Genomic DNA, 22,615 nt, shown 5'->3' with positions numbered 1-22,615 from the left:
AATTAAAATAAAGCCTCATCCATTTCTTTTGGGATAGGTAAGTTTAAAATTTTAAGCACGCTTGGTGCTATATTACTAAGCCCCATGCCTTCCTTAAGCTTTTCTACTCCTTTAGCTTCCACAAAAGCAAAAACATCAAAAGTTGTGTGATTAGTGAGCATATTTTCTTTTTCATCCCTCATCGCTTCACAATTTCCATGATCTGAAGTAATAATGAAAGCGTAATCATGTTCTCTTGCTTTAGCAATAACCCTACCCAAACATTCATCCACACATTCAACCGCACTAACTGCAGCTTCAAAATCACCCGTATGTCCTACCATATCACCATTTGCAAAATTGACTACGATAAAATCCATACCATTTTCTATACCCTTAATCACTTCATCTGCGACTTCTTTAGCGCTCATTTGAGGTTTTTCATCGTATGTTTTTACCTTAGGACTTGGGATTAAAACTCTTGTTTCATTACACTCTAATTCTTCTTTTCCCCCATTAAAGAAAAAGGTTACATGAGCGTATTTTTCTGTCTCAGCTGTGTGAAGTTGGCTTAAATTTGCATTAGCTATCACAGAAGCTAAGGTATTATTTAATTCTTCTTTTTCAAACATCACAGGCAGTTTAAAACTCTCATCATACAAACTCATAGTAATAGCATTTTTTACAAGTACTTCTTTTGGAAATTCATTAAAACTTTCTTGGGTTAAAGAAGCAACTAATTGACGCATTCTATCATTTCTAAAATTGATAAAAATCACACCATCTTCAGCCTTAATTCCATCAAAGTTTTGACTAATAACTGGGCTTAAAAACTCATCTGTAATATTTTCACCATAGCTTTTTTGTATAAATTGCACAAAATCATCACACTTTGGTGCCTTAGCAAATAAAACATCATAATAAGACTTAACCCTATCATAGCGCTTATCTCTATCCATAGCATAAAATCTTCCTGATAAAGAAGCAAAATTAATCCCTTCTTTTTCACAAAATTCCTGTAAAGATTTTATAAATTCTAAACCTGAATTTGGAGGACAATCTCTACCATCACTAATTGCATGCGCAAAAACTTCTTTATTTTCTTGCTTACAAATTTTTAAAAGCGCATTAAAATGCGTATGCATAGAATGCACCCCACCATCACTATAAAGCCCTATAATATGCACTCTTTTGCATTTTTGTAATAACTCTTTTAAAGCCTTATTATCTTTTAAAGTATCATTTTCTATGGCTTTATTTATCTTAACTAAATTTTGATAGATTATGCGTCCACTACCTATACACATATGCCCTACTTCGCTATTACCCATTTGACCTTCAGGTAGGCCAACTGCCAAACCACTTGTTTTTATCAAAACATTAGGGGTATTTTCAAAAAGCTTATCATAAGTTGGCTTTTTAGCATGAAAAAAAGCATTATAGTTTGAATTTGTATTATGTCCTATACCATCTGTGATTATCAAAATACATTTTTGACTCATTTTTTACTCTTTTTTATAATTTATTTATGTGATTTTACTAAAATTATGCTTTTAAAAAACAAATACAAGGTTAAAATTTTGCTTTATCTTACAGAATATACAAATTATATGTTTTTTTCTTATATTAGCGTGCGTGCTGGTTTTGCATTTTTTATCGCTTTATTTTTGAGTTTGTATTTAATGCCAAAATTTATCAAATGGGCTCAAAATAAAAAAGCAAATCAACCTATTTATGAATACGCTCCACAATCACACCAAGCTAAATCTCACACCCCTACTATGGGTGGGCTTGTTTTTATCTTTGCTACTATCATAGCAAGTGTTTTAAGTGCTGATTTAAATAATAGTTTTGTAATTGTTGGATTATTATGTTTGGTATTATTTTGCACTATAGGTTTAGTGGATGATTTAGGGAAAATTTTAAAAAAAGACAATCACGCAGGACTAAGCCCAAAAATGAAACTTCTAGGACAATTTAGCGCTGCTTTTATCTGTGTTGGTTTATTGTATTTATTTGATATAAATACTGAATTTTATTTACCTTTTTACAAACATGCTATTTTTGATGGTGGTATGTTTATGTTGTTTTTATGGATTTTAGTCATTGTATCAAGCTCTAATGCTGTGAACTTAACCGATGGACTTGATGGGCTTGCAACTGTGCCTTCTATATTTTCTCTCTTAAGCCTTGGTGCTTTTTTGTATTTAAGCGGAAATGCTATTTATAGTTCTTATTTATTTTTACCTAAAATTCAAGGCCTAGGAGAACTTGTGGTAATAAGTGCAGCTTTAGTTGGTGCGCTTATGGGGTTTTTGTGGTATAACTGCTATCCTGCGCAAGTTTTTATGGGAGATAGTGGGAGTTTAAGCATAGGGGCATTTTTAGGCTATCTTGGTATAGTAAGTAAAAATGAAATTTTACTTTTGCTTATAGGTTTTGTATTTGTTTTAGAAACTATTTCAGTGATTTTACAAGTAGGAAGTTTTAAAATCTTTAATAAAAGAGTTTTTAAAATGGCACCCATTCATCATCATTTTGAAAAAATAGGTTGGGTGGAAAATAAAATCATCGTGCGTTTTTGGATGATAGCCTTACTTGCAAATATCATTGCATTAATTAGTATAAAGTTAAGATAATGAAAATTTCACTTTTTGGATACGGAAAAACAACCAAAGCTTTTGCGCAGCGTTTTGGAAATTGTGATATTTATGATGATCATTTTACAAGTATAAGTAAAGATGAATTTGGCAATACACTTTTACCACCTTGTAAATTTGATCCTTTAAAAAGTGACTTAGAAATTCCAAGCCCTGGTTTTCCAAGTGATCATTTTCTCATACAGCAAGCAAGAAATTTAAGCAGCGAGTATGATTTTTTTTACGATGGCATGCCAAAAAGCGTTTGGATAAGTGGAACAAATGGCAAAACCACCACCACTCAAATGACACACCATCTTTTAAAACACATCAATGCACAAATGGGAGCAAACATAGGAACTCCTTTAGCACAAATGGATACTAATGCTAAATTATGGATTTTAGAAAGTTCATCTTTTTCACTTTTTTACACCAAAATAGCTAAACCTGAAATTTATGCGCTTTTACCTATCACACCTGATCATCTTTCTTGGCATAAAAGCTTTGAAAATTATGAGCGAGCAAAGCTTAGCGTGCTTGAAAGAATGAATGAAAATGATGTGGTAATTTTACCTAAAAAATATGAGGCTTATCCAACCCATGCTTATGTTATAAGCTATGAAGATGAGCAAGATTTAGCTAAAAAAATGCAAATTGACTTAGAAAAAATTCATTTTAAAACTCCATTTTTACTTGATGCACTTATTGCCTTAAGTATAGAAAAAATCATACTAGATCGTTGTTCTTATGAGCTTTTAAACGAGTTTAAAATAGAAAAAAATAAACTTGAAGAAATATTTGATCATAAAAATAGACTTTGGGTAAATGATACTAAAGCGACTAATCTGGATGCTAGTTTAGCTGCTCTTAAACGCTATAAGGATAAAAAAATTCATCTTATCATAGGTGGGGATGATAAGGGAGTGGATTTAAGTGCTTTATTTGCTTTTATGAAAGAGCTTAATATAGAGCTTTATGCCATAGGAAAAAGCACTAATAAAATGCTTGAATACGCTAAAAATGCTAATTTAAAAGCACATTTTTGTGAGTTTTTACCTAAAGCAGTAGAAAAAATCAATCAAAATCTAACTAATGATGAAGTAGCCCTGCTAAGCCCTGCTTGTGCGAGCTTAGATCAGTTTAAATCCTATGAAGAAAGAGGGGAGCTTTTTAAAAAATGCATTCAAGAGCTAAACTAAATCTTTTTGAATGCAAAGTTTTAAAAACTCACATAAATTTATAAATTTCTTGCTTGGCTCTTTATTTTTATGATAAATCAAACAAAGCTCTCTTGAAATTCTAAAATTTTTTAATCTCACTTCAAATAGGCTTTTAGCTTCAAGTTCTTCTTTAACACTAAATTTAGGTAAAACTGCTAAAAAATCACCTTTTTTAACTAACTCTTTTATCATAGCAGTTGAGTTTAACTCATAGACTAAATTAAGCTTTACATCTTTAGGTAAAGCACTTAAAAATACTTCTTTTGCACCTGAACCTTGCTCACGACTTAACCATTTAAAATCCTTTAACTCATCTATAAAAAATTCTTTTTTGAAGTCATTTTTACTCACCACAATAAGCTCATCATCACAAATTTTAATCTTTTTTATATCCTTATCTTTGCAAATCCCTTCAATCAAACCTATATCGATTTCTTTATCTAAAATATCTTTGATGATATTTTGACTATTATCTAAAGACAAATTTAACTTGATATTTTCTGCCTTTTGATCCAAAAAAGATCCTAGTAAATAAGTGCCTACATTTTGACTAACTTTCATACTTATTTCATAGCTTTGATCATCTTGCATTGCTTTTTCAATGCGCTCAAATTCTAAAATTAAAGGTGTGATTTGTTTTAAAAAAACCTTTCCTTTTTCATTTAAACTTAAAAATTTAGCATTTCTATCAAAAAGCTTGGTGTTTAAACTTTTTTCAAGTTCAAATATAGCTAAAGACAAAGCAGATTGAGTTATATTTAATTCTTTAGCACAAGCTCTTAAATTTAAATTTCCACACAATGCTTGAAAATATTTTATTTGTTTAAAAGTCATAAGCAATCTATTGATAAATATTTTTAATCATTATATCAAATAAAATTAATTTTACTTATCATAAAAAAATCATTAAGATTACAAAAAACAAAAAAAGGAAAATTTCATGCATAAAAATATATATAAAAATAGAAAATTTGAAGCTTTTTTACTGCTTTTTACTCTTGCTTTTTGTGCTTTTGCTATTTCTGAGCTTAATTTTTTTAAAAATCTTGGAATTTCAGCTTTAATCATAGCCGTGATTTTAGGAGCTTTAATAGGAAATTTAGCTCATCAAAATGCAAATTTACTTAAAAAATCAGGAGTTTTAGGCATAGCAACAAAAGAAATTTTAAGACTTGGAATTATACTTTATGGCTTTAGAATTACTTTTAATGATTTAGAAAAAGTTGGATTAAATGGGATTTTACTAGCATTTTTAGTGGTGTTTTCTACCTTTTTTATAGGGCTTTTACTAGGAAAATTATTCAAACTTGATCTTAAAGAAAGCATACTTATAAGTAGTGGCTCAAGCATTTGTGGAGCAGCTGCTGTGATGGCTAGTGAGAGCGTTGTTAAAGGTGGCTCTGCTAAAGTTGGCGTGGCAATTTGTACTGTGGTTGTGTTTGGAACCTTAGGGATGTTTTTATATCCTTTGGCTTGGAATTTAGGTTGGTTTGATTTTTTTAATTTAAAGCAAATGGGGTATTTCGTGGGAGCAAGCTTGCATGAAGTTGCACATGCTGTTGCAGCAGGTGAAGCCGTGCAAGCAGGAGATGGCGCTGTCATAGAAAAAATGATGCGTGTTTTAATGCTAGTACCTTTTTTGATTTTTTTAAGTCTTTTTTCATTGAAATTTCTAAGCAAAAATAATGAAAAAATATCCATTAAAGCAAATATTCCTTATTTTGCTTTGTGGTTTTTATTTGCTTGTGGTATTAGCTCACTTGAAATATTAAATACAGATTTTGCACTTAGCTATATAAAACCAAGCATACAAACCATAGACACACTTTTGCTTTCTATGGCTATGGTAGCTTTAGGAGTGAATATCCATAAAAATATTTTAAAAAATGCAGGTTTTAAACCATTTTTGATGGCATTGTTGTTATTTGCATGGCTTATATTTTCAAATATTATTTTTGTAAAATTTCTCATGTGATCTCCTAGTTTTTTCTAGGAAATTATCTATTCTTAAATTCTCTTTTCAACTTCCTAATTTTAAACAGCAACTTGATATACCCCCCCCCATACCAAGTTTTGTTAGCTCTGAAAAAGAGTTCTCCTATTTTATAAATTAAACTATCTTTACCATTTACCATATCCTCTATTTCTTCAAGCTTACTTAACTTATCTGGAAAAAATATTTTATTTCTTGCATATAAAATTGCTTTTTTATTAGTATGATATTCTCTTCCACCGACTGATACTATATTATATTTCTCTCGCAATATATTCCATATACTTTGATCATGTCTATTTTCTTTGAAACATTTAAAATTCTGAAGTCGAGATGGACTATCATCTATAAAATTCCAATGTTGATAATATACATCCATCCATTCTTGTATGATCTTTATATTTTGAGTTGTTTTTTTTATACCAATAAAACCAGCTTCATAAGTAAATGAATTTAAAAATTTTTCGTTATTGTGCAATCCATAAAAAACCAAAGTATCCATTTTTTGCCACTCTTTTTCTATCCAAAAATCACTTTGTAATCCTACTATTTCATTTTTATTGATAAAATCTAAATCTTCTAACAGCTGCTTTCTTTTTTTTGGATTAAAAGTAAAACCTATATCTAAATATAAAAGAATGTCATTTTCTTGCATTTGCTCTAAAGTCATTAATATAACTTTGGGCTTCCAACACCAATACCCAAAACCTCTAGTGATTTTTTTATCTTTTGTATAAAACTTATCTTTAAAATAATTTTTAAAATCTAAAGGCAAACTAGCCTCTGTATGAATAATGATATCATCAAACACATTCATTGCTTCTGCTTGTAGTTTAAATCTATAAATTGAAGTCCCGAGTCTAGTATCAGCAAAACTACACAAGTATATATTATTTTTTGAATTATTTTCCATTGTTATGATCTTTTTTTTGTAAATTAGTTCTATTGAAATTATACTATATTTATTATAGTTTTTTGTATTTTATAATATGTTTCATTATGAAACATATTATAGTATTTTATATTTTTTTATTAATTTAATATTTATTTTTTACTACTTTATATTTAAATAGTATTATAATTGCGTTGAAAGAAAATAAATACCAAAAAAGGAGCTAACATGTTTACGCCTAAAACAAAATGTGAATTAGTTGCTCTTGTTAGAGAAGAGCTTATTGCCTTAGATGAAATCGATGTAAGCTTAATTACGGATATGTCTTATTTGTTCTACTATTCGACTAGGACTAACTTTGATGGTATAGAAAAGTGGAATGTATCAAATGTTAAAGATATGTCTTATATGTTTTATTGCTGCAAAAGCTTTAATCATGATATTTCTAAATGGAATGTTAGAAATGTTGAAAACATGGAAGGAATGTTTTTTGATTGTGAATCTTTTGATCAAGACTTATCTTCTTGGAATATGTCAAATGTTAAAGATACTAAGTATATGTTTTGCAATTGTCTTAAATTTAATCATAAAGTAGAAAATTGGGATGTGCATAATGCCATTACAATGGCACATATGTTTGAAAACTGCAAACAATTTGATCAAGATTTATCAAGATGGGATGTACACAATGCTAAAACAATGGCGTTTTTATTGCACAATTGTACTAATTTTCATCATGATGTTAAAAAATTAGATATTGACAAAAACTGCAATGTTCAAAAAATACTAGGACATGAAGAAATACAAAATAAATATGCTATAAAACATTAATCGCAAGGTAAGCTATTGCTTACCTGCTTGGTTAATCCAAAGCCCCATAGCAATCACAACAATAACCTGCCCTAAAAATCCTTGAAATACGCTAAATAATCTTAACAAAGAACTAACAGGTGTTACATCGCCAAAGCCTATCGTTAGCATAGTAACTCCACTAAAATAATAACAATCAACCAAACCTTTTATTCTATTTTGAATTTGAGGTTTTAACTCATCATTTAAAGACCAAAAATTATGAATTCCTCTTATAGGGGTTTGAAACTGCACTTCTATAACTTTTTCTTGTAAATCCGCAATATCTAGATTTTCATTTTTTTGAGTAGCAATTAACATTCTATTGTAATTATCTACATCACAAGAAAAATAATACAAATTCCCATACGCAAACCATATTAAAACATAAGCATATAAAATAATAAAAAATTTTTCTTTAATATTAATCTTACTACTAAAAGCAGCCCAAATACTAATAAGCAAAAAAACCATCAATGCCACAGCCACCATAATAGGAATAATATTTAAAATTAAAAATAAAATTTCAGAAGTAATTTTACCTGTTGCATAAATAGCAAGTTCATCAAATAAAAAACTACAAAACAAAGGCACCATAGCAAGCAAAGTCCAAACAAAAAGAAATTGTTTGGTACTTTTGTGATAAATGCTAATATAATGATTTAAAAGTCTATGGTGCAACATTAGCGAATCAGCAATAAAGGTTTTTTGGCCTTAGTTAAAATATCATTTGTCAAACTACCAAATAAAATACTTTTTAACCAGTGATGTGAATAAGCTCCCATAATCAATAAATCTATATCATTTTGCTCACCAAAATCAAATAAAGCCTGAGTAATCTCTCCATTTAAATGCTGAGTTTGCACATTTAAATTTGCTTCTTTAAAAATTTGACTTACTTGAGTTAATAACTCATAAGAAGCTTTTTCATCTTTAGATACATTTACTACATAACGTTTTGCTTCTTTAAAAATAGGTCTTTTAATGGCTTGTTCTATAGCCTTTTTAGCTAAATTACTCCCATCATAAGCCATCATCACACTTTTAATCTCTTTAAAAGCAGAATTTACAAGCAAAATAGGCACATTTAAAGCTCTTACTAATTCTTCTGTATGAATGCCTATTTTGTTTTTCTTACCTCCGCCTTTTAAACCTGCTATAGCTAATCTTATTTGATCATTATATTCTTTTAAAACTTCTTCTAAATCTCCATCTCTTTGTACACTAAAGCATTCTTTTACACCTTGTTCTTTTGCATAAGTGCAAAATTCTTCTAAAATTCTTTGCCCTTTTTTGCAAAGATTTTCATTTTTTTGGCTTTGCTCTTCTACTAAATCTTCAATCACGCACCCGCTAGCACCTATACCAAAACTACAAGCTAATTCAGCATTAGTAAAATTTGGTTCTATGGTATATAAAAACATTAAAGGTAAATCTAGCTTTTTAGCTAAATACACCCCATAATGCAAACTTTCCCTACAAGGCTCTAAAACATCCACACAAACTAGAATTTTTTCCATTTAATATCCTTTTGTAGTATTAATCTTGTGCTTTTTGCGCTATTAAAACACCTTCTATGATTTTTTTAATATCCCCATCTAAGATATTATCAACCTGCGAAAAAGCTTCATTTGAGCGTGTGTCTTTGACTTGTTGATAAGGAAAAAGCACATAAGAGCGGATTTGATGCCCCCAACCTATCTCACTTTTTTCGCTTGAATTTGCTTCATCTTGTTGTTTCATAAGCTCAAGCTCATAAAGGCGTGATTTTAACATTTTAAAAGCAGTGGCTTTGTTTTTATGTTGGCTTCTATCGTTTTGACATTGCACTACTATACCACTTGGCATATGAGTTATGCGCACTGCTGATTCAGTTTTATTAACATGCTGTCCACCTGCCCCGCTTGCTCTATAATAATCAATCCTTATATCTTTTTCTTCAATTTCTATTTCTATATCATCATCAAGTTCAGGCGAAACCATCACACTAGAAAAACTCGTATGACGGCGTCCTGCACTATCAAATGGAGAAGTTCTTACTAAACGATGAATGCCATTTTCAGCTTTTAAATACCCATAAGCATTTTCTCCTTTTACTAAAAAGCTAACATCTTTAAGTCCTGCTTCTTCGCCTTCTTGAAAGTCAAGTGTTTCCACTTTAAAACCTTCTCTTTCGCAAAATCTCAAATACATCCTATAAAGCATACTAGCCCAGTCATTACTCTCCGTTCCACCTGCTCCTGGATGAATGGAAACTATGGCGTTTTTACCATCATTTTCCCCGCTTAAAAGCATAGAAATTTCAAGATTTACGATAAGATCTTCTAGCTTATTTGCATCTTCAAATAAAGCTTCTATAGTATCTAAATCATTTTCACTATTTGCTAGATCAAAAAGCTCACTAGCGTCATTTAAAGCATTGAAAGCGTTCTCGTAGTTTTTTAATAAATTTGAAATTTTAGTTTTTTCTTTACCTATCACTCCTGCTTGTTTTACATCACTCCAAAAAGAAGGAGAATTTTCTAAATTTTCTATTTCTTTTAATCTTGCTTTTATCTCTTCAGGCTTGATGATAGAAGCGATATTTCCAACTTTATTTTTTAATTTTTTTAAAAGTTCGCTGTATTCGTAATTATCCATAAAAATTTTCTTTCTAATTTTGATATAATTTAATCTTATAATTTTAGCAAAAAAATAAAACATTTAAAGTGAGAAATATGTCAAAACTTTTTTTAATATCTTTAGGTTGTAATAAAAATTTAGTTGATAGTGAAATCATGCTTGGAAGATTAAGTGATTATGAAATTTGCGATGAGCCAAGCATAGCTGATGTTTTGATTGTAAACACCTGTGGCTTTATAGATAGTGCTAAAAAAGAAAGCATAAATGCGATTTTAGACTTACACGAGCAAAGAAAAAAAGATTCATTGTTAGTTGTAACAGGATGTTTAATGCAACGCTACCGCGAAGAATTAATCAAAGAACTACCTGAAGTTGATCTTTTTACCGGTGTGGGAGATTATGAAAAAATTGATGAAATGATACTTAAAAAAACTAATCTTTTTTCCAATTCTACTTACTTGCAAGATAAAAATACCAATCGTGTGATCACAGGATCAAATTATCACGCTTTTATTAAAATAGCTGAAGGGTGCAATCAAAAATGTTCATTTTGCGCTATACCAAGTTTTAAAGGCAAACTCAAATCAAGAAGCTTAGAAAGCATTGTAAATGAAGTAAAAGAACTTGTTAAAAAAGGCTATAAAGACTTTTCTTTTATCGCTCAAGATACAAGTTCGTATTTGTTTGATCAAGGTCAAAAAGATGGACTTTTAAAGCTTATTGAGGTTATAGAAAATATCCAAGGTGTAAAGGCTGCTAGAATTTTATATCTATATCCAACAAGCATTAGTAAAGAAGTGATAGAAAAAATTATTCAATCAAAAGTTTTTGTAAATTATTTTGACATGCCTTTACAACACATCAGTGATAATATGCTTAAAATCATGAAACGCGGAGCTAATAAAGCTAAATTAATCGAGCTTTTAAATTTAATGAAACAAGCTCCAAATTCGTTTTTACGCACAGGTTTTATCGTGGGTCACCCAGGAGAGAGTGATGAGGACTTTGAAGAATTATGCACTTTTATAAAAGAATTTGGTTTTGATAGAATTAGTGTTTTTGCTTATTCTAAAGAAGAAGATACTGCAGCTTTTGAAATGGAGCAAATTCCTAGTAAAATCATCAATGCAAGATTAAAAGTGATAGAAAAAATTGTTGATGAATGCATAGAAAAAAGCTTTAATCAACAAATTGGTAAAAAAATCTTAGCATTTTGTGAAGGTCAAAGCTCTGAGGGAGAATTTTTCATCGGTGCAAAAGATTTGCGTTGGGATAGAGATATAGATGGAGAAATTCTCATCAATGAAAGTGATTGTGGCGATTTAGAAATGGGTGAGCTTTATGAGTGTGAAATCACACAGAGTTTAGATAAAAAACTCATTGCAAAAGCCCTAAGAAAGCTTGATGATTGATAGTAAATATTTAAATCATTTAAAGCAAGGGAGAAATCTTTTAGCGTTTTCTCATGGAAGTGATTCTAGTGCTTTATTTTTCATGCTTTTAGAAAAAAATATAGATTTTGATCTTGCTTTTATAAACTACAAAACTCGCAAAAATAGCGATAAAGAAGAGCAAAGTGCTAAAGAATTAGCCAAGCGTTTTCATAAAAAAATTTATATCAAAACCGCACCCAAGATAACAAAAAATTTCGAAGCCCATGCAAGAGCTTTGCGTTATGAGTTTTTTGAAGAACTTTGCAAAAATCACTCTTATGATAATCTTTTACTAGCTCATCATTTAAATGATAAACTAGAATGGTTTTTAATGCAATTTTCTAAAGGTGCAGGGCTTAGAGAATTACTTGGTTTTAAAGATATTGAAAAAAGAAAATATTTTACCATCATAAGACCCTTGCTTGAAATTCCAAAAGAAGAAATTTCAAACTACCTAAAAGAAAATAATATCAGCTATTTTCATGATGAGAGCAATGATGATGAAAAATATTTTAGAAATTTCATACGCAAAAATTTTGCTAATGAGTTTTTAAAGCTTTATCCAAATGGAGTAAAAAAGAGCTTTAAATACCTAGAAAAAGACTTAAAAGAAGAAAATATTTGTGAATTTAAAAATATTTACATTACTCATAAAGATGAAAGTTTAATCGCAAAATGTTTTAAAAAACTTGGAGTACTTTTAAGTGCCAAACAAAGACAAGAAGCTTTAAAAGGCGATGGAGTAATTTCGCATAAAATAGGCATTGTTTACATACAAGAAAAAGTTTTGATTTTTCCTTTTGTAAGTTGTGAGAAAATGCCAAAAGAATTTAAAGAAATTTATAGAAAAGCAAAAATCCCTAAACTCTTAAGAGCATATTTATACACAAAAAATATTGATATAAAAGAGCTTATGCAAGCTCTTTTATGATTTCTTCAAAAAGTTCTTTTACTCTTGTTTCTAAAAAGTCTTTAAATTCAGCACTTGTAGCTTCAGCACGCATGATAAGATATGGACTTGTATTAGAAGCACGCAAAAGAGCCCAGCCTTCTTTAAAGGTGATTCTAACTCCGTCAATTTCATTACAATCAAGCACATTTTCAAAAGCGTTCGCTTTTACTTTTTCTTTAAATTTTTCTATGATTTGAAATTTATTTTCCTCACTAACCTTAAGCTTAATCTCTTCACTTGCATAAAGTTTTGGTAATTCTTTAACTAATTTTTCTATATCAAAACCATTTACTAAAAGCTCTAAGGTTCTTAAAAATGCATAAATTCCATCATCATAACCAAAATATCTATCCTTAAAGAAAATATGCCCACTAAGCTCTGCTGCTATGTCGATATTTTGCTCTTTCATCATTTTTTTAATGTTAGAATGCCCGGTCTTACCCATCATGATAAAGCCAAATTTAGCCACCTCATCGAAAAGATTTTTAGAACATTTTACTTCACCTAAAACCCTAGGATTTTTTATATTTTTAGCAAATAAATAGCAAAGCTCATCGCCCTTAAATACATAATCTTTACTTGCTACTACTAAACGATCCCCATCTCCATCAAAAGCAAAGCCCATTTTTGCGTTTTCATTTTCTTTTAGCGCAACTTGCAATGCGTGTAAATTTTCAAGCTCTGTTGGATCGGGCGCGTGATTTGGGAAATTTCCATCAGGATTTTCAAATAAAATTTGTGCATTAAGATTTAATTTTTCCACCAAAGGCTTTATAATCACTCCAGTAGCTCCATTTGCACAATCAATAATGATTTTTTCTTTATAATCTTTAAGATGTGAAAAATGCTTAACTAAAAAGTCTATATATAAGCTTTTAACATCATAATTTTCATATCTTAAATCATCATTGATTTCAAGTTCTAAATACTCTTGCACTTTTAAAGAAAGCTTTTTCAAATCAGCACCAAAAAAACTTTCTTTGTTAATCGTGATTTTAAAGCCATTGTATTCTTTTGGATTATGCGAGCCTGTTATCATGATATTTGCATCAAAAATATCATCAAAAAATAAGCTAAAATAACCCATAGGAGTTGGCGCTAAGCCTATATTAAAAACTTGCATATTAGCTTTATTTAAACCGCTAATTAAATAGTTAAAAAGTTCATTTGCACTATATCTTGCATCATAGCCCACACTTACTTTCTCACAACCTCTTGATTTCATTTCTAAACCCAAAGCATAACCTATAGCTTTTACACTTTTTTCATTTAACTCACTTGGGTAAAGCCCTCTTATATCATACTCTCTAAAAATCAAATCTAACATTTCAATCCTTTTGTCTTCTAAGTTCTAATTTTGCTTGTTTTAAACTTTCTTCTATGTTTTCATTTTTACTTGATAAACAAAGTTTAATTTCTAATTTTGCATTTTGCTCTTTCAATTCAAAACTATATTTTTGCATAAAATTTTCAAGCATTTGAAGCTTACTTTGTACAAAGGCCATGTTTTCATTTTCAAATACAATGATAAAATAATCCTTATCATCTTTAAAAACTCTAGCGTGTAAAGCTTTTTTTAAAATCCTAGCAAACTCATACATTACAAACTCACCCATTTTTGAGCCTTTTTGATGATAAATTTCATTGATATTTTTTACTTCAATCAAGGCTAAATGAAAATTTTCAAGTCCTTGAGCATATCTTCTTAAGGCTTTTAAATTTGGCAAATTGGTTAAAGTGTCAAAAAAGGCTATTTTATAAGCTTTATATGCTAAAAATCCTATCAACACTAAAGAAGCAAATTCATAATAACCCAAATCAACACTATTGTAAAATAAAAACTGCACACTCAAGCCCATATAAGCAAGTAAGAAATGAAAATCATTGTTTTTAAAATACGAAAATAATAAAAATATCATTCCCGCCAAAAACACACAAAAACTTAACTCACTAATAGGCTTAAAAAATTGCGTTGAGAGACCAAAAATCTCACTTGTAATGCTTGCATTAAAATTAGTACTTGTGCTAAGTATTAACGCTACAAAACCCATAAAGACTAAATATGCAAATTTAATGAGATTAATTCTTTCAAACACAAGCTTACTATCTTGTAAAAATACAAAAAGCACAAAAGAAAAAGGTAAAAACACCGAGATAAACAAATGCGCTTGATACTCACTTGCTACTAAAGATAAAGCTCTAGCACATAAAATCAACAAAAGTAAGAAAAAAATCTTATTTTGCTTAAAAAAATAAGCTAAAAATAAAGCTAAGATATTAAAAACCAAAGTCATACTAGGCAATGTTTTTAACAATAAATACGAAAAATCCAAAATAATAAACCTTTTTTTGTTAAAATTATAGCAAAAATATTTTAAGGATATTAATGGTAGAAGTAAAAAATCTCACTATGCGTTTTGCGAACCAGCTTTTATTTGAAGATGTAAATTTAAAATTAAACCGTGGTGAAAGATATGGACTTATAGGCGCAAATGGTGCAGGAAAATCAACCTTTTTAAAAATTCTCTCAGGCGAAATAGAATCAAGCAGTGGAGAAATTTGCATAGATCCAAATTTAAAAATCGCAGTGTTAGGACAAGATCAATTTGCTTTTGAAAACTACACTATTAAAGATGCGGTAATGTGTGCAAATAAAAGATTATACGATGCACTAAAAGAAAAAGAAAAACTTTATATGAGCGAAGAATTTACCGATGAAATTAATGATAGATTAAGCGAGCTTGAAATCATAACAGCAGAAGAAGATCCAAACTATGATTGTGAGCTTAGATGTGAAAAAATTCTTAGCTCTTTAAATATTAAAGATTTTAATGCTCTCATGAGTACTTTACAAAGTGCGGATAAATTTAAAGTTTTATTAGCTCAAGTATTGTTTTTAGGTGCTGATGTATTATTTTTAGATGAGCCTACAAACAACCTTGATTTAGAAGCTATTTCTTGGCTTGAAAATGAACTTTTAAGACATGAGGGAACTTTAGTAGTAATTAGCCATGATAGACATTTTTTAAATAAAGTTTGTACAAGAATTTTAGATGTGGATTTTAAACAAATACGCGATTTTGCTGGAAATTATGATGATTGGTACATGGCCTCAACCTTACTTGCCAAACAAGCCGAACTCAAACGAGATAAAACTTTAAAAGAAAGAGAAGAATTAGAAAATTTCATACGTCGTTTTAGCGCTAATGCTTCAAAAGCTAAGCAAGCTACAAGTAGGGCTAAAGCTTTAGAAAAACTTGAACTAGAAGAGATTAAAACTTCAAGCAGGCGTGATCCTAGCATAGTTTTTAGAACAAATAGAGAAATAGGAAATGAAGTTTTAGAATTAAAAGGTATTAGCAAGGCTTATGATAAAACTTTATTTGAAAATTTAGAATTAAAATTAGAAAAAGGTGATAAAATAGCCCTAATTGGCGCAAATGGTGTTGGAAAAAGCACTTTAGCTAAAATCATCGCATCAAAATTAGAACCTGATAGTGGTCATATTCACCTTGGTGCTACCATAGAAATGGGATATTTTTCACAAGATACAACCAATTTAATCAATGAAGATTTGAAACTTTATGAATGGCTAATGAGTGAAAAATTCAAAGATTTGGATGAAATTCGCAAATGTCTTGGTAGAATGCTCTTTAGCGGAAGCGATCAAGAAAAAATGGCTTCTAGTTTAAGTGGAGGTGAAAAGCACCGCTTAATGCTTTCAAAATTAATGTTAGAGCGTGGAAATTTCTTACTTTTAGATGAACCGGATAATCATTTAGATCTTGAAAGTATCATTGCATTAGGTGAAGCCTTGTATAATTTCAAAGGTTGTGTGATATGTATAAGCCACGATAGAGAGCTAATTAGCGCTTTTGCTAATCGTATATGGTTTTTAGAAGATGGAAAACTAATAGACTTTAAAGGAAGTTATGACGAATTTTTAGGAGGTTTAGAATGAATTCGTTTAAGATAAAATATGCAGCTGGTTTTGGACATTTTACTCAAAATCACAGAGGTTTTGGCCCAACTATTTATGTAGAAGAAAGTATTGATTTTCAAAGCGAAAAAGATTATTTTGACTATGTTGAATTTTATGAAAAATTCAGCAAAGAAGATGATACTTATTTTCACATTTCATTCTTAGAAGATCGCCCTTTAACTTCTCAAGAATTAGAAAGTAGAAATGCTTATAGAAAACTAAGAGATGAGCGCTGCAATAAAGCTAGAGAAGAGTTTATCAAAAACAATGAAATAGAAGCTGAATACTACCCGACTCATGGCGATTAAGGAATGATTTTTGCTTGTTTTTTCCTTGTAATATTTTGAAAGGAGAAAACATGCAAGTTAACCATGATAATTTATCGGTTAAAGAGTATGGATATGGTCAAAGTAGTGCTTATAAAAGCACTCAAGGAGCTAATGAAGACTTTATGTCTTTACTTAGTCAAAATAATAGTGAAAATTTAAACGAGCAAAGTATAAAACTTGATGAGCTTTTTTCAAAAGCTATGAGTCAAGATCAATTTAGCACAGGAATTTTTAGCTCAAATATGTCAAATATTTATAATTATCGTTTTAGAGGACAAAACGAAACTCCTATGCAAGCTAATATAGAAGAAAAACAAGAGCTGCAAAAAGATATGGTAAAAGATCTTTTAAGTTCTTTATAAAAATGAAGTAAGCAAACGCTTACTTCCAAACAAGTCCGCTAAATTCGAACTCTTTTGCAAATTTTTTAAATTCCTCCTCTTCTTTTACATTAACACTTAAAACCAGTTCAACATTTTCTTGAAATTTTTTTTCAAATGAAATGTTATTTTTATTTAAAAAATGCTCAAATCTTGCATAAAGATGAAAAGGAATGTTTAAATTTAAAATATTTTTAGCTTCAAATTCTAAAAGCGTTGCATTTAAAATAGCTTCATTTGTGGCTTCACTATAAGCTCTTACAAGACCACCTGTACCAAGTTTAATCCCTCCAAAATAACGCACCACAATCACCGCACAATTAACAAGCAAAGCCCCTCTTAAAACATTCAAACAAGGCATTGCAGAAGTTCCTTTTGGCTCACCATCATCGCTTTTATCTTCTATGATTTGATCAAATTCATTTAAATACCGATAAGCATATACAAAATGCACGGCTTTTAAATGCTCATTTCTTAGCTTTTGCATTAAAGTTTGAAAATTTTCAAAAGGACATAAAAAAGACAAAAAAGTTGATTTTTTGATTTCTATTTTTGCTTGATAAATTTGATCAATGGTTTTCATTTTTTCCTTAAATTAGTTATAATATTTAAATAAAATTATAATCAAAACAACTTATAAAAATTTAAGGATAAACTATGCTTCAAACTTGTATTTTTCCTGCAGCAGGTTATGGTACTAGATTTTTACCTGCTACAAAAACCCTACCTAAAGAAATGCTACCAATTTTGACAAAACCTTTAATTCACTATGGTGTGGATGAAGCTTTAGAAGCTGGTATGGAAACTATGGGTTTTGTTACAGGGCGTGGAAAAAGAGCTTTGGAGGATTATTTTGATATTTCTTATGAACTTGAACACCAAATCGCAGGCACTAAAAAAGAATATCTTTTAAGTGAAATAAGAACACTCATAGATCGTTGTACCTTTACTTTTACAAGACAAAATGAAATGAGAGGCTTAGGAGATGCGGTTTTAAAAGCAAAGCCTTTAGTGCAAGATGAAGCTTTTGGGGTAATTTTAGCAGATGATTTATGCGTAAATGAAGATGGGGTAAATGTCTTAGCTCAAATGGTAAAAATTTATGAAAAATACCGCTGCTCTGTTATAGCTGTGATGGAAGTTGAAGCTGATCAAGTTTCAAACTATGGGGTTATAGCAGGAAATGCTGTGGAAGAGGATTTGATCATGGTAAATTCTATGGTAGAAAAACCTGATCCAAAAGATGCTCCAAGCAACTTAGCTATCATAGGAAGATACATTCTAACGCCTGATATTTTTGGCATTTTAGAAAATACTAAAGCAGGTAAAAACGGAGAAATTCAACTAACTGATGCATTACTTTCACAAGCAACTAATAATATGGTTTTAGCTTATAAATTTAAAGGAAAAAGGTTTGATTGTGGAAGCGTAGAAGGCTTTGTTGAGGCGACAAATTATTTTTATGAGAAAAGTAAAAATGCTAAATAATACTTTATTTTTTAAAACCCAAGATTTTAAAAAAATTACCGCTTATGCAAATAGAATGAATGATGAGTTAGAAAGTGGCGATATAGGGTATTATCATTTAGTAGATACAAGCTTTGATTTAATCAAAGAAAGTAAAGAATTTATCGCAACTAAAACTCATATAGAAAATATCGTTTTAGTAGGCATGGGTGGATCAAGTTGTGGGGTTAAAGCTTTAAAAGAGCTTTTATTTGATCAAATAGAAGAAAAAAAACTTTTTATTATTGACAATACTTCCTCGCATACTTTTACCCAAACTATGCAAAAAATAAATCCCCAAAAAACACTTTTCATCATAGCAAGCAAATCAGGCACAACTATAGAAGTGATTTCTTTATTTAAACTCATCATTGCTCATTTTGATTTTAAAAATGAAAATTTACACAAAAATTTTGTGTTTATTACTGATTTTGAGTCAAAACTTCACAAACTAGGAGAAGAATTAAATATAAAATGTTTTTTTATACCTAAAAATGTCGGTGGTAGATTTAGTGTTTTATCTGCTATTGGTATTGTTCCTTTGAGCTTTTGTGGGTATGATACTAAAGCCTTATTAGAAGGTGCAAAAGCTTGTTATGTGGATTTTTTTGAGAAAAAATGTGATCAAATTTTACAAAAGGCTTATCATTACTGCACACATAAAAGTGCGCATATTAATGTGCTTTTTTCTTATGGGGATGCTTTTAAAGGTTTTAATGAATGGTATATTCAACTAATTGCTGAAAGTCTAGGTAAAAAACAAGGATTTAAACGCATAGGTTTAACTCCTATTGCTTTAATTGGTGCTAGAGATCAGCATAGCTTTTTACAACTTATCATGGATGGACCTAAAGATAAAACTGTTACTTTTTTAAAAATCAAAGATAGTCAAAAATCTCCTAGCATCCCAAATATAAGCTTTAATCATTTACAAAATTGTGATTTTACTAATGAAGTTAATTTGCATGATCTTTTAAACGCGCAATGCGATGCAACCATGCATGCATTAATTGCTGAAAATTTAAGTGTTGATGTCATAGAACTTGAAAAATTAGATGCTTATCATTGTGGATATTTGATGTATTATTATGAGTTATTTACTTCTGCATGTGGCATTATGCTTGGAATTAATACTTATGATCAACCTGGTGTAGAGGTAGGAAAATTAATACTTAAAAATATGTTAAGTAAATAAATTTGCATTATTGTAAAAAAAGAGTATAATGAAAATATAATAATTACTAACATTAAAATTTATTATATAATAATTATTATTATTTAAGAATTTTATGTTATAATTTTAAAAATAAAAAAGGAGATAACATGTCAGTAACAAAACAATTATTACAATTACAAGCGGATGCTCATAGTTTATGGATTAAATTTCATAATTATCACTGGAATGTAAAAGGTTTACAGTTTTTCTCAATTCATGAATATACAGAAAAAGCTTATGAAGAAATGGCAGAACTTTTTGATGATTGCGCTGAGAGAGCTTTGCAACTAGGAGAAAAAGCTATCGTTTGCTCAAAAACATTACTAGAAAATGCAAAAGCACCTAAGGCTCAAAAAGATTGCTTTACTCCAGTAGAAGTTTTAGAACTTATTAGAGAAGATTATAAGTATCTTTTGGCTGAATTTAAAAAGCTAAATGAAGAAGCTGAAAAAGCAAGTGACACTACAACAGCAGCATTTGCTCAAGAAAATATTGCAAAATATGAAAAAGTTCTTTGGATGCTTAATTCAACTATCCAAAATACTTGCTCTATGTAAGAATTTATAATGTTTTTTGACTTACAAAGCTTTATTGCTTTAAGTCAAAAAACAAATTTAACTTCCCAAGAAAAACTACTCTTATTAAAACTTCATACTCATTTTGAAAAAAATATCGATTTATTGCAAAAATTATATGATTATAGTTTGGTAGCTTATTGTGCTAATGCATATTTAAATCAAAGCTTAAAAAAAGAAGGCTTGCAAAAACACAAAGCCATTATAAAAGCTTTAACTAATCCTTTTTATAAAAAAGAAAAAATCCCCGTAGGTGGTTTAAACAATGCATTTTTAGCTTTAAAATTTGTAAAAAATTATGAAATACTTGAACACATCAACGAAACACACCCTCAATCTAAAATGGGTTTTAGAGCTAGTTTTATTTATGATAATAAAAGAAAAAACTATATTTTAGCCTTTGCAGGGAGTGATTTAAATCCTTTGTGTTTTGATTTTAAAGATCTTTATAGTGATTTTTATTTTACTTAACAAAACTCCAAAAGGCCAGATTCAATCCATGCAGTATTTTTACAATCAACTTAAACAAAAATACACCATTGATAAAAAGCTCATCATCATAGGACATTCTTTAGGAGGATATCTAGCTCAAACTTTTGCAAGAACCTTTCCTAGCGCGGTAAAAGAAGTCTATGCCTTTCAAGCACCTGGTTTAAACCAAAACTTTCAAAATCATTCTTATATAAATTTTCATATAAATACCACCCATAATTTAAATTTCAAAACTTACAAATGGTGGAATTTTAATTTTGTGCAAAAGCTTTATAAAAAAGATAGCGAGGAGATTTTACTACATATAGGAAGCATTAAACATCACCCTAGCGTGTGTATTTATAAACTGCATGAATTATTTAAAATTCTTAACCCATAAGGGCTAAGAATTAATGTAAGTCTTCATTAAGTTTTACAGCCTTTTTATTAAAAGCTGCTATCATCACTCCACTTTGAGAATCTTGTCTAAAATGCAAACCATTTAATCCTGCTAATTCTAAACCTTTGTATATATCTTTATCAAATTTAAAATCAGGATTGATTTTTTGAAGTTCTTCTTTATTTTTTAAAGCAAATTTAGTCCCTTCTAAAACAGCAATACCTGCATCAACGATACAATTATCCCCTAAAGGAATTCCAGTAACCGAATTTGCACCCAAAAGACAAGCTTTACCGATGCTAATAGCATTACCACTTGTACCACTTAAAACACCAAGTATAGAAGCACCGCCTCCTACATCACTACCTTCACCCACAACAGCTGAAGAACTAATACGTCCTTCCACCATACAAGCTCCAGTTGTACCTGCATTAAAATTCACATAAGCAGCCCCTGGCATTATAGTAGTACCTGCAGCTAAAACCGCACCCATTCTTACTTTAGAACTTTCTAAAATTCTAGTATTATCTTCAGGAATAACATGAGCTAAAAATCTTGGAAATTTATCTACATAATCAATCCTTGGATACCTTCCACTCATTTTTAAATCAATCTCATTTTCTCTTAAAAAGTCCAAATCAATAGGCTTATTATCGCTCCATGCAACATTTGGTAAAATCCCAAAAGCACCTGTTAAATTTAAACTTCTCAAAGGCACTTTTTTATTGGAAAGCAAATAAAGTTTTAAATACACACTTTCTAAACTTTTTGGTGCCTCATCTTCAAAAATACAAACAAAAGAAAAAGCATTTTCTCTAAAATTTTCCTTTGCTGCTTTGATTGCTTCTATATTTTTATGGCCTTGCTCTTGCAAAAATGGCGCAAAACATTCAAGTGCAAAATCCAAATCTTCTTTAATTAAAGTAGCCACAAACTCACTTTCATTAAAATCAACATCAACCCCTCTTCTAAAAAAAGCTTCAAACATAACAGCTGCAGCAGCATAATTTTGCTCAAAATTAATCACACCAAAATTGGCTTGAAGTTTTTTACTAGGATCAACTTGACTTAGATCAAGCCTTGCTATAGCAAAAGCTTTAGGTTTTTTATAATTAATCCTTTGTTCGATTTGCTTGATTAAATTTAAAAATTCTTCTTTACTTTCTATTGGCATATT

24 protein-coding genes are annotated in these 22,615 nt (G+C 29.7%); 14 read left to right on the top strand and 10 right to left on the bottom strand.

Annotated elements, in window-relative coordinates:
• Positions 1-2 precede the first annotated feature (2 nt).
• Complete coding sequence (gene gpmI, locus L8T90_RS03740) at positions 3-1,481, bottom strand: 2,3-bisphosphoglycerate-independent phosphoglycerate mutase (protein WP_263736758.1); 1,479 nt, start codon at positions 1,479-1,481, stop codon at positions 3-5.
• A gap of 78 nt (positions 1,482-1,559) precedes the next feature.
• On the opposite strand from gpmI, the gene mraY reads away from it, so the two are divergent.
• Both mraY and murD read left to right on the top strand, forming a co-directional pair.
• Positions 1,560-2,618, top strand: coding sequence for a phospho-N-acetylmuramoyl-pentapeptide-transferase (gene mraY, locus L8T90_RS03735; RefSeq protein ID WP_133319598.1), 1,059 nt, complete (start codon positions 1,560-1,562; stop codon positions 2,616-2,618).
• The gene (murD, locus tag L8T90_RS03730) at positions 2,618-3,817 is read left to right on the top strand and encodes a UDP-N-acetylmuramoyl-L-alanine--D-glutamate ligase (RefSeq protein WP_263736757.1); all 1,200 of its coding nucleotides are present in this window, start codon (positions 2,618-2,620) and stop codon (positions 3,815-3,817) included. The genes mraY and murD overlap by 1 nt, the downstream gene beginning before the upstream one ends.
• On the opposite strand, the gene L8T90_RS03725 is transcribed toward murD, so the two are convergent.
• A complete protein-coding gene (locus tag L8T90_RS03725; RefSeq protein ID WP_263736756.1) occupies positions 3,809-4,672 on the bottom strand; it encodes a LysR family transcriptional regulator in 864 nt (287 codons plus the stop codon). The two genes, murD and L8T90_RS03725, sit on opposite strands and share 9 nt — an antisense overlap.
• Before the next feature lie 106 nt (positions 4,673-4,778).
• Here L8T90_RS03725 and L8T90_RS03720 point away from each other — a divergent pair, with 106 nt between their 5' ends.
• Positions 4,779-5,813, top strand: coding sequence for a YeiH family protein (locus L8T90_RS03720; RefSeq protein ID WP_263736755.1), 1,035 nt, complete (start codon positions 4,779-4,781; stop codon positions 5,811-5,813).
• A gap of 22 nt (positions 5,814-5,835) precedes the next feature.
• Here the strand turns inward: L8T90_RS03720 and L8T90_RS03715 are convergent, their stop codons facing one another.
• Positions 5,836-6,744: a hypothetical protein gene (locus L8T90_RS03715; RefSeq protein ID WP_263736754.1), complete on the bottom strand. Its 909-nt coding sequence runs from the start codon at positions 6,742-6,744 to the stop codon at positions 5,836-5,838.
• Positions 6,745-6,951: 207 nt separating this feature from the next.
• Here L8T90_RS03715 and L8T90_RS03710 point away from each other — a divergent pair, with 207 nt between their 5' ends.
• Positions 6,952-7,554 (top strand): BspA family leucine-rich repeat surface protein, encoded by a 603-nt coding sequence (locus L8T90_RS03710; protein WP_263724394.1) that lies wholly within the window; start codon positions 6,952-6,954, stop codon positions 7,552-7,554.
• Positions 7,555-7,566: 12 nt separating this feature from the next.
• Here the strand turns inward: L8T90_RS03710 and L8T90_RS03705 are convergent, their stop codons facing one another.
• From L8T90_RS03705 to prfB, 3 genes are read right to left on the bottom strand one after another with little or no spacing between them, the layout of a single operon-like run.
• A complete protein-coding gene (locus tag L8T90_RS03705; protein ID WP_263736753.1) occupies positions 7,567-8,256 on the bottom strand; it encodes an ion channel in 690 nt (229 codons plus the stop codon).
• On the bottom strand, positions 8,256-9,092 hold the full coding sequence (locus tag L8T90_RS03700; protein WP_263663611.1) for a universal stress protein: 837 nt from the start codon (positions 9,090-9,092) through the stop codon (positions 8,256-8,258). Before L8T90_RS03700 ends, L8T90_RS03705 begins: the two co-directional genes overlap by 1 nt.
• 19 nt (positions 9,093-9,111) lie before the next feature.
• Positions 9,112-10,212, bottom strand: a complete 1,101-nt coding sequence (gene prfB, locus L8T90_RS03695; RefSeq protein ID WP_047207962.1) for a peptide chain release factor 2 — start codon at positions 10,210-10,212, stop codon at positions 9,112-9,114.
• A gap of 77 nt (positions 10,213-10,289) precedes the next feature.
• Between prfB and rimO the strand changes: the two genes are divergently transcribed.
• Together rimO and tilS are read left to right on the top strand one after the other, a co-directional pair.
• Complete coding sequence (rimO, locus tag L8T90_RS03690; RefSeq protein ID WP_263736752.1) at positions 10,290-11,606, top strand: 30S ribosomal protein S12 methylthiotransferase RimO; 1,317 nt, start codon at positions 10,290-10,292, stop codon at positions 11,604-11,606.
• Positions 11,596-12,558: a tRNA lysidine(34) synthetase TilS gene (gene tilS, locus L8T90_RS03685; RefSeq protein ID WP_263736751.1), complete on the top strand. Its 963-nt coding sequence runs from the start codon at positions 11,596-11,598 to the stop codon at positions 12,556-12,558. The genes rimO and tilS overlap by 11 nt, the downstream gene beginning before the upstream one ends.
• On the opposite strand, the gene L8T90_RS03680 is transcribed toward tilS, so the two are convergent.
• Together L8T90_RS03680 and L8T90_RS03675 are read right to left on the bottom strand one after the other, a co-directional pair.
• Positions 12,539-13,906 (bottom strand): phosphomannomutase/phosphoglucomutase, encoded by a 1,368-nt coding sequence (locus L8T90_RS03680; RefSeq protein ID WP_263736750.1) that lies wholly within the window; start codon positions 13,904-13,906, stop codon positions 12,539-12,541. The genes tilS and L8T90_RS03680 overlap by 20 nt on opposite strands.
• Before the next feature lies 1 nt (position 13,907).
• Complete coding sequence (locus tag L8T90_RS03675; RefSeq protein ID WP_263736748.1) at positions 13,908-14,912, bottom strand: GGDEF domain-containing protein; 1,005 nt, start codon at positions 14,910-14,912, stop codon at positions 13,908-13,910.
• A gap of 53 nt (positions 14,913-14,965) precedes the next feature.
• On the opposite strand from L8T90_RS03675, the gene L8T90_RS03670 reads away from it, so the two are divergent.
• The 3 genes from L8T90_RS03670 to L8T90_RS03660 are packed head-to-tail and all read left to right on the top strand — an operon-like array spanning position 14,966 to position 17,252.
• Positions 14,966-16,540 (top strand): ABC-F family ATP-binding cassette domain-containing protein, encoded by a 1,575-nt coding sequence (locus L8T90_RS03670; RefSeq protein ID WP_043019375.1) that lies wholly within the window; start codon positions 14,966-14,968, stop codon positions 16,538-16,540.
• Entirely contained in the window at positions 16,537-16,869 is a 333-nt protein-coding gene (locus L8T90_RS03665) for a hypothetical protein (RefSeq protein WP_039617462.1), read from the top strand. The genes L8T90_RS03670 and L8T90_RS03665 overlap by 4 nt, the downstream gene beginning before the upstream one ends.
• A 50-nt stretch (positions 16,870-16,919) precedes the next feature.
• Entirely contained in the window at positions 16,920-17,252 is a 333-nt protein-coding gene (locus L8T90_RS03660) for a hypothetical protein (RefSeq protein WP_263736747.1), read from the top strand.
• Between the two features lie 19 nt (positions 17,253-17,271).
• Here the strand turns inward: L8T90_RS03660 and L8T90_RS03655 are convergent, their stop codons facing one another.
• The gene (locus L8T90_RS03655; protein ID WP_263736746.1) at positions 17,272-17,853 is read right to left on the bottom strand and encodes an IMPACT family protein; all 582 of its coding nucleotides are present in this window, start codon (positions 17,851-17,853) and stop codon (positions 17,272-17,274) included.
• Between the two features lie 74 nt (positions 17,854-17,927).
• Between L8T90_RS03655 and galU the strand changes: the two genes are divergently transcribed.
• From galU to L8T90_RS03630, 5 genes are all read left to right on the top strand, one after another.
• On the top strand, positions 17,928-18,758 hold the full coding sequence (gene galU, locus L8T90_RS03650; RefSeq protein WP_039617457.1) for a UTP--glucose-1-phosphate uridylyltransferase GalU: 831 nt from the start codon (positions 17,928-17,930) through the stop codon (positions 18,756-18,758).
• Complete coding sequence (locus tag L8T90_RS03645) at positions 18,748-19,971, top strand: glucose-6-phosphate isomerase (RefSeq protein WP_263702768.1); 1,224 nt, start codon at positions 18,748-18,750, stop codon at positions 19,969-19,971. Before galU ends, L8T90_RS03645 begins: the two co-directional genes overlap by 11 nt.
• 128 nt (positions 19,972-20,099) lie before the next feature.
• A complete protein-coding gene (locus L8T90_RS03640; protein WP_039667974.1) occupies positions 20,100-20,549 on the top strand; it encodes a Dps family protein in 450 nt (149 codons plus the stop codon).
• A 9-nt stretch (positions 20,550-20,558) separates the two neighbouring features.
• Entirely contained in the window at positions 20,559-21,038 is a 480-nt protein-coding gene (locus L8T90_RS03635; RefSeq protein ID WP_263736745.1) for a hypothetical protein, read from the top strand.
• Positions 21,019-21,438, top strand: a complete 420-nt coding sequence (locus L8T90_RS03630; protein WP_263736744.1) for an alpha/beta hydrolase — start codon at positions 21,019-21,021, stop codon at positions 21,436-21,438. Before L8T90_RS03635 ends, L8T90_RS03630 begins: the two co-directional genes overlap by 20 nt.
• Positions 21,439-21,448: 10 nt before the next feature.
• On the opposite strand, the gene L8T90_RS03625 is transcribed toward L8T90_RS03630, so the two are convergent.
• Positions 21,449-22,612 (bottom strand): 2,3,4,5-tetrahydropyridine-2-carboxylate N-succinyltransferase, encoded by a 1,164-nt coding sequence (locus tag L8T90_RS03625; RefSeq protein WP_039627879.1) that lies wholly within the window; start codon positions 22,610-22,612, stop codon positions 21,449-21,451.
• Positions 22,613-22,615 lie beyond the last annotated feature (3 nt).

The sequence above is a fragment of the Campylobacter sp. RKI_CA19_01121 genome, from assembly GCF_025771295.1.
Taxonomy (GTDB): Bacteria; Campylobacterota; Campylobacteria; order Campylobacterales; family Campylobacteraceae; genus Campylobacter_D.
This window is presented reverse-complemented; position numbering and strand designations above follow the sequence as displayed.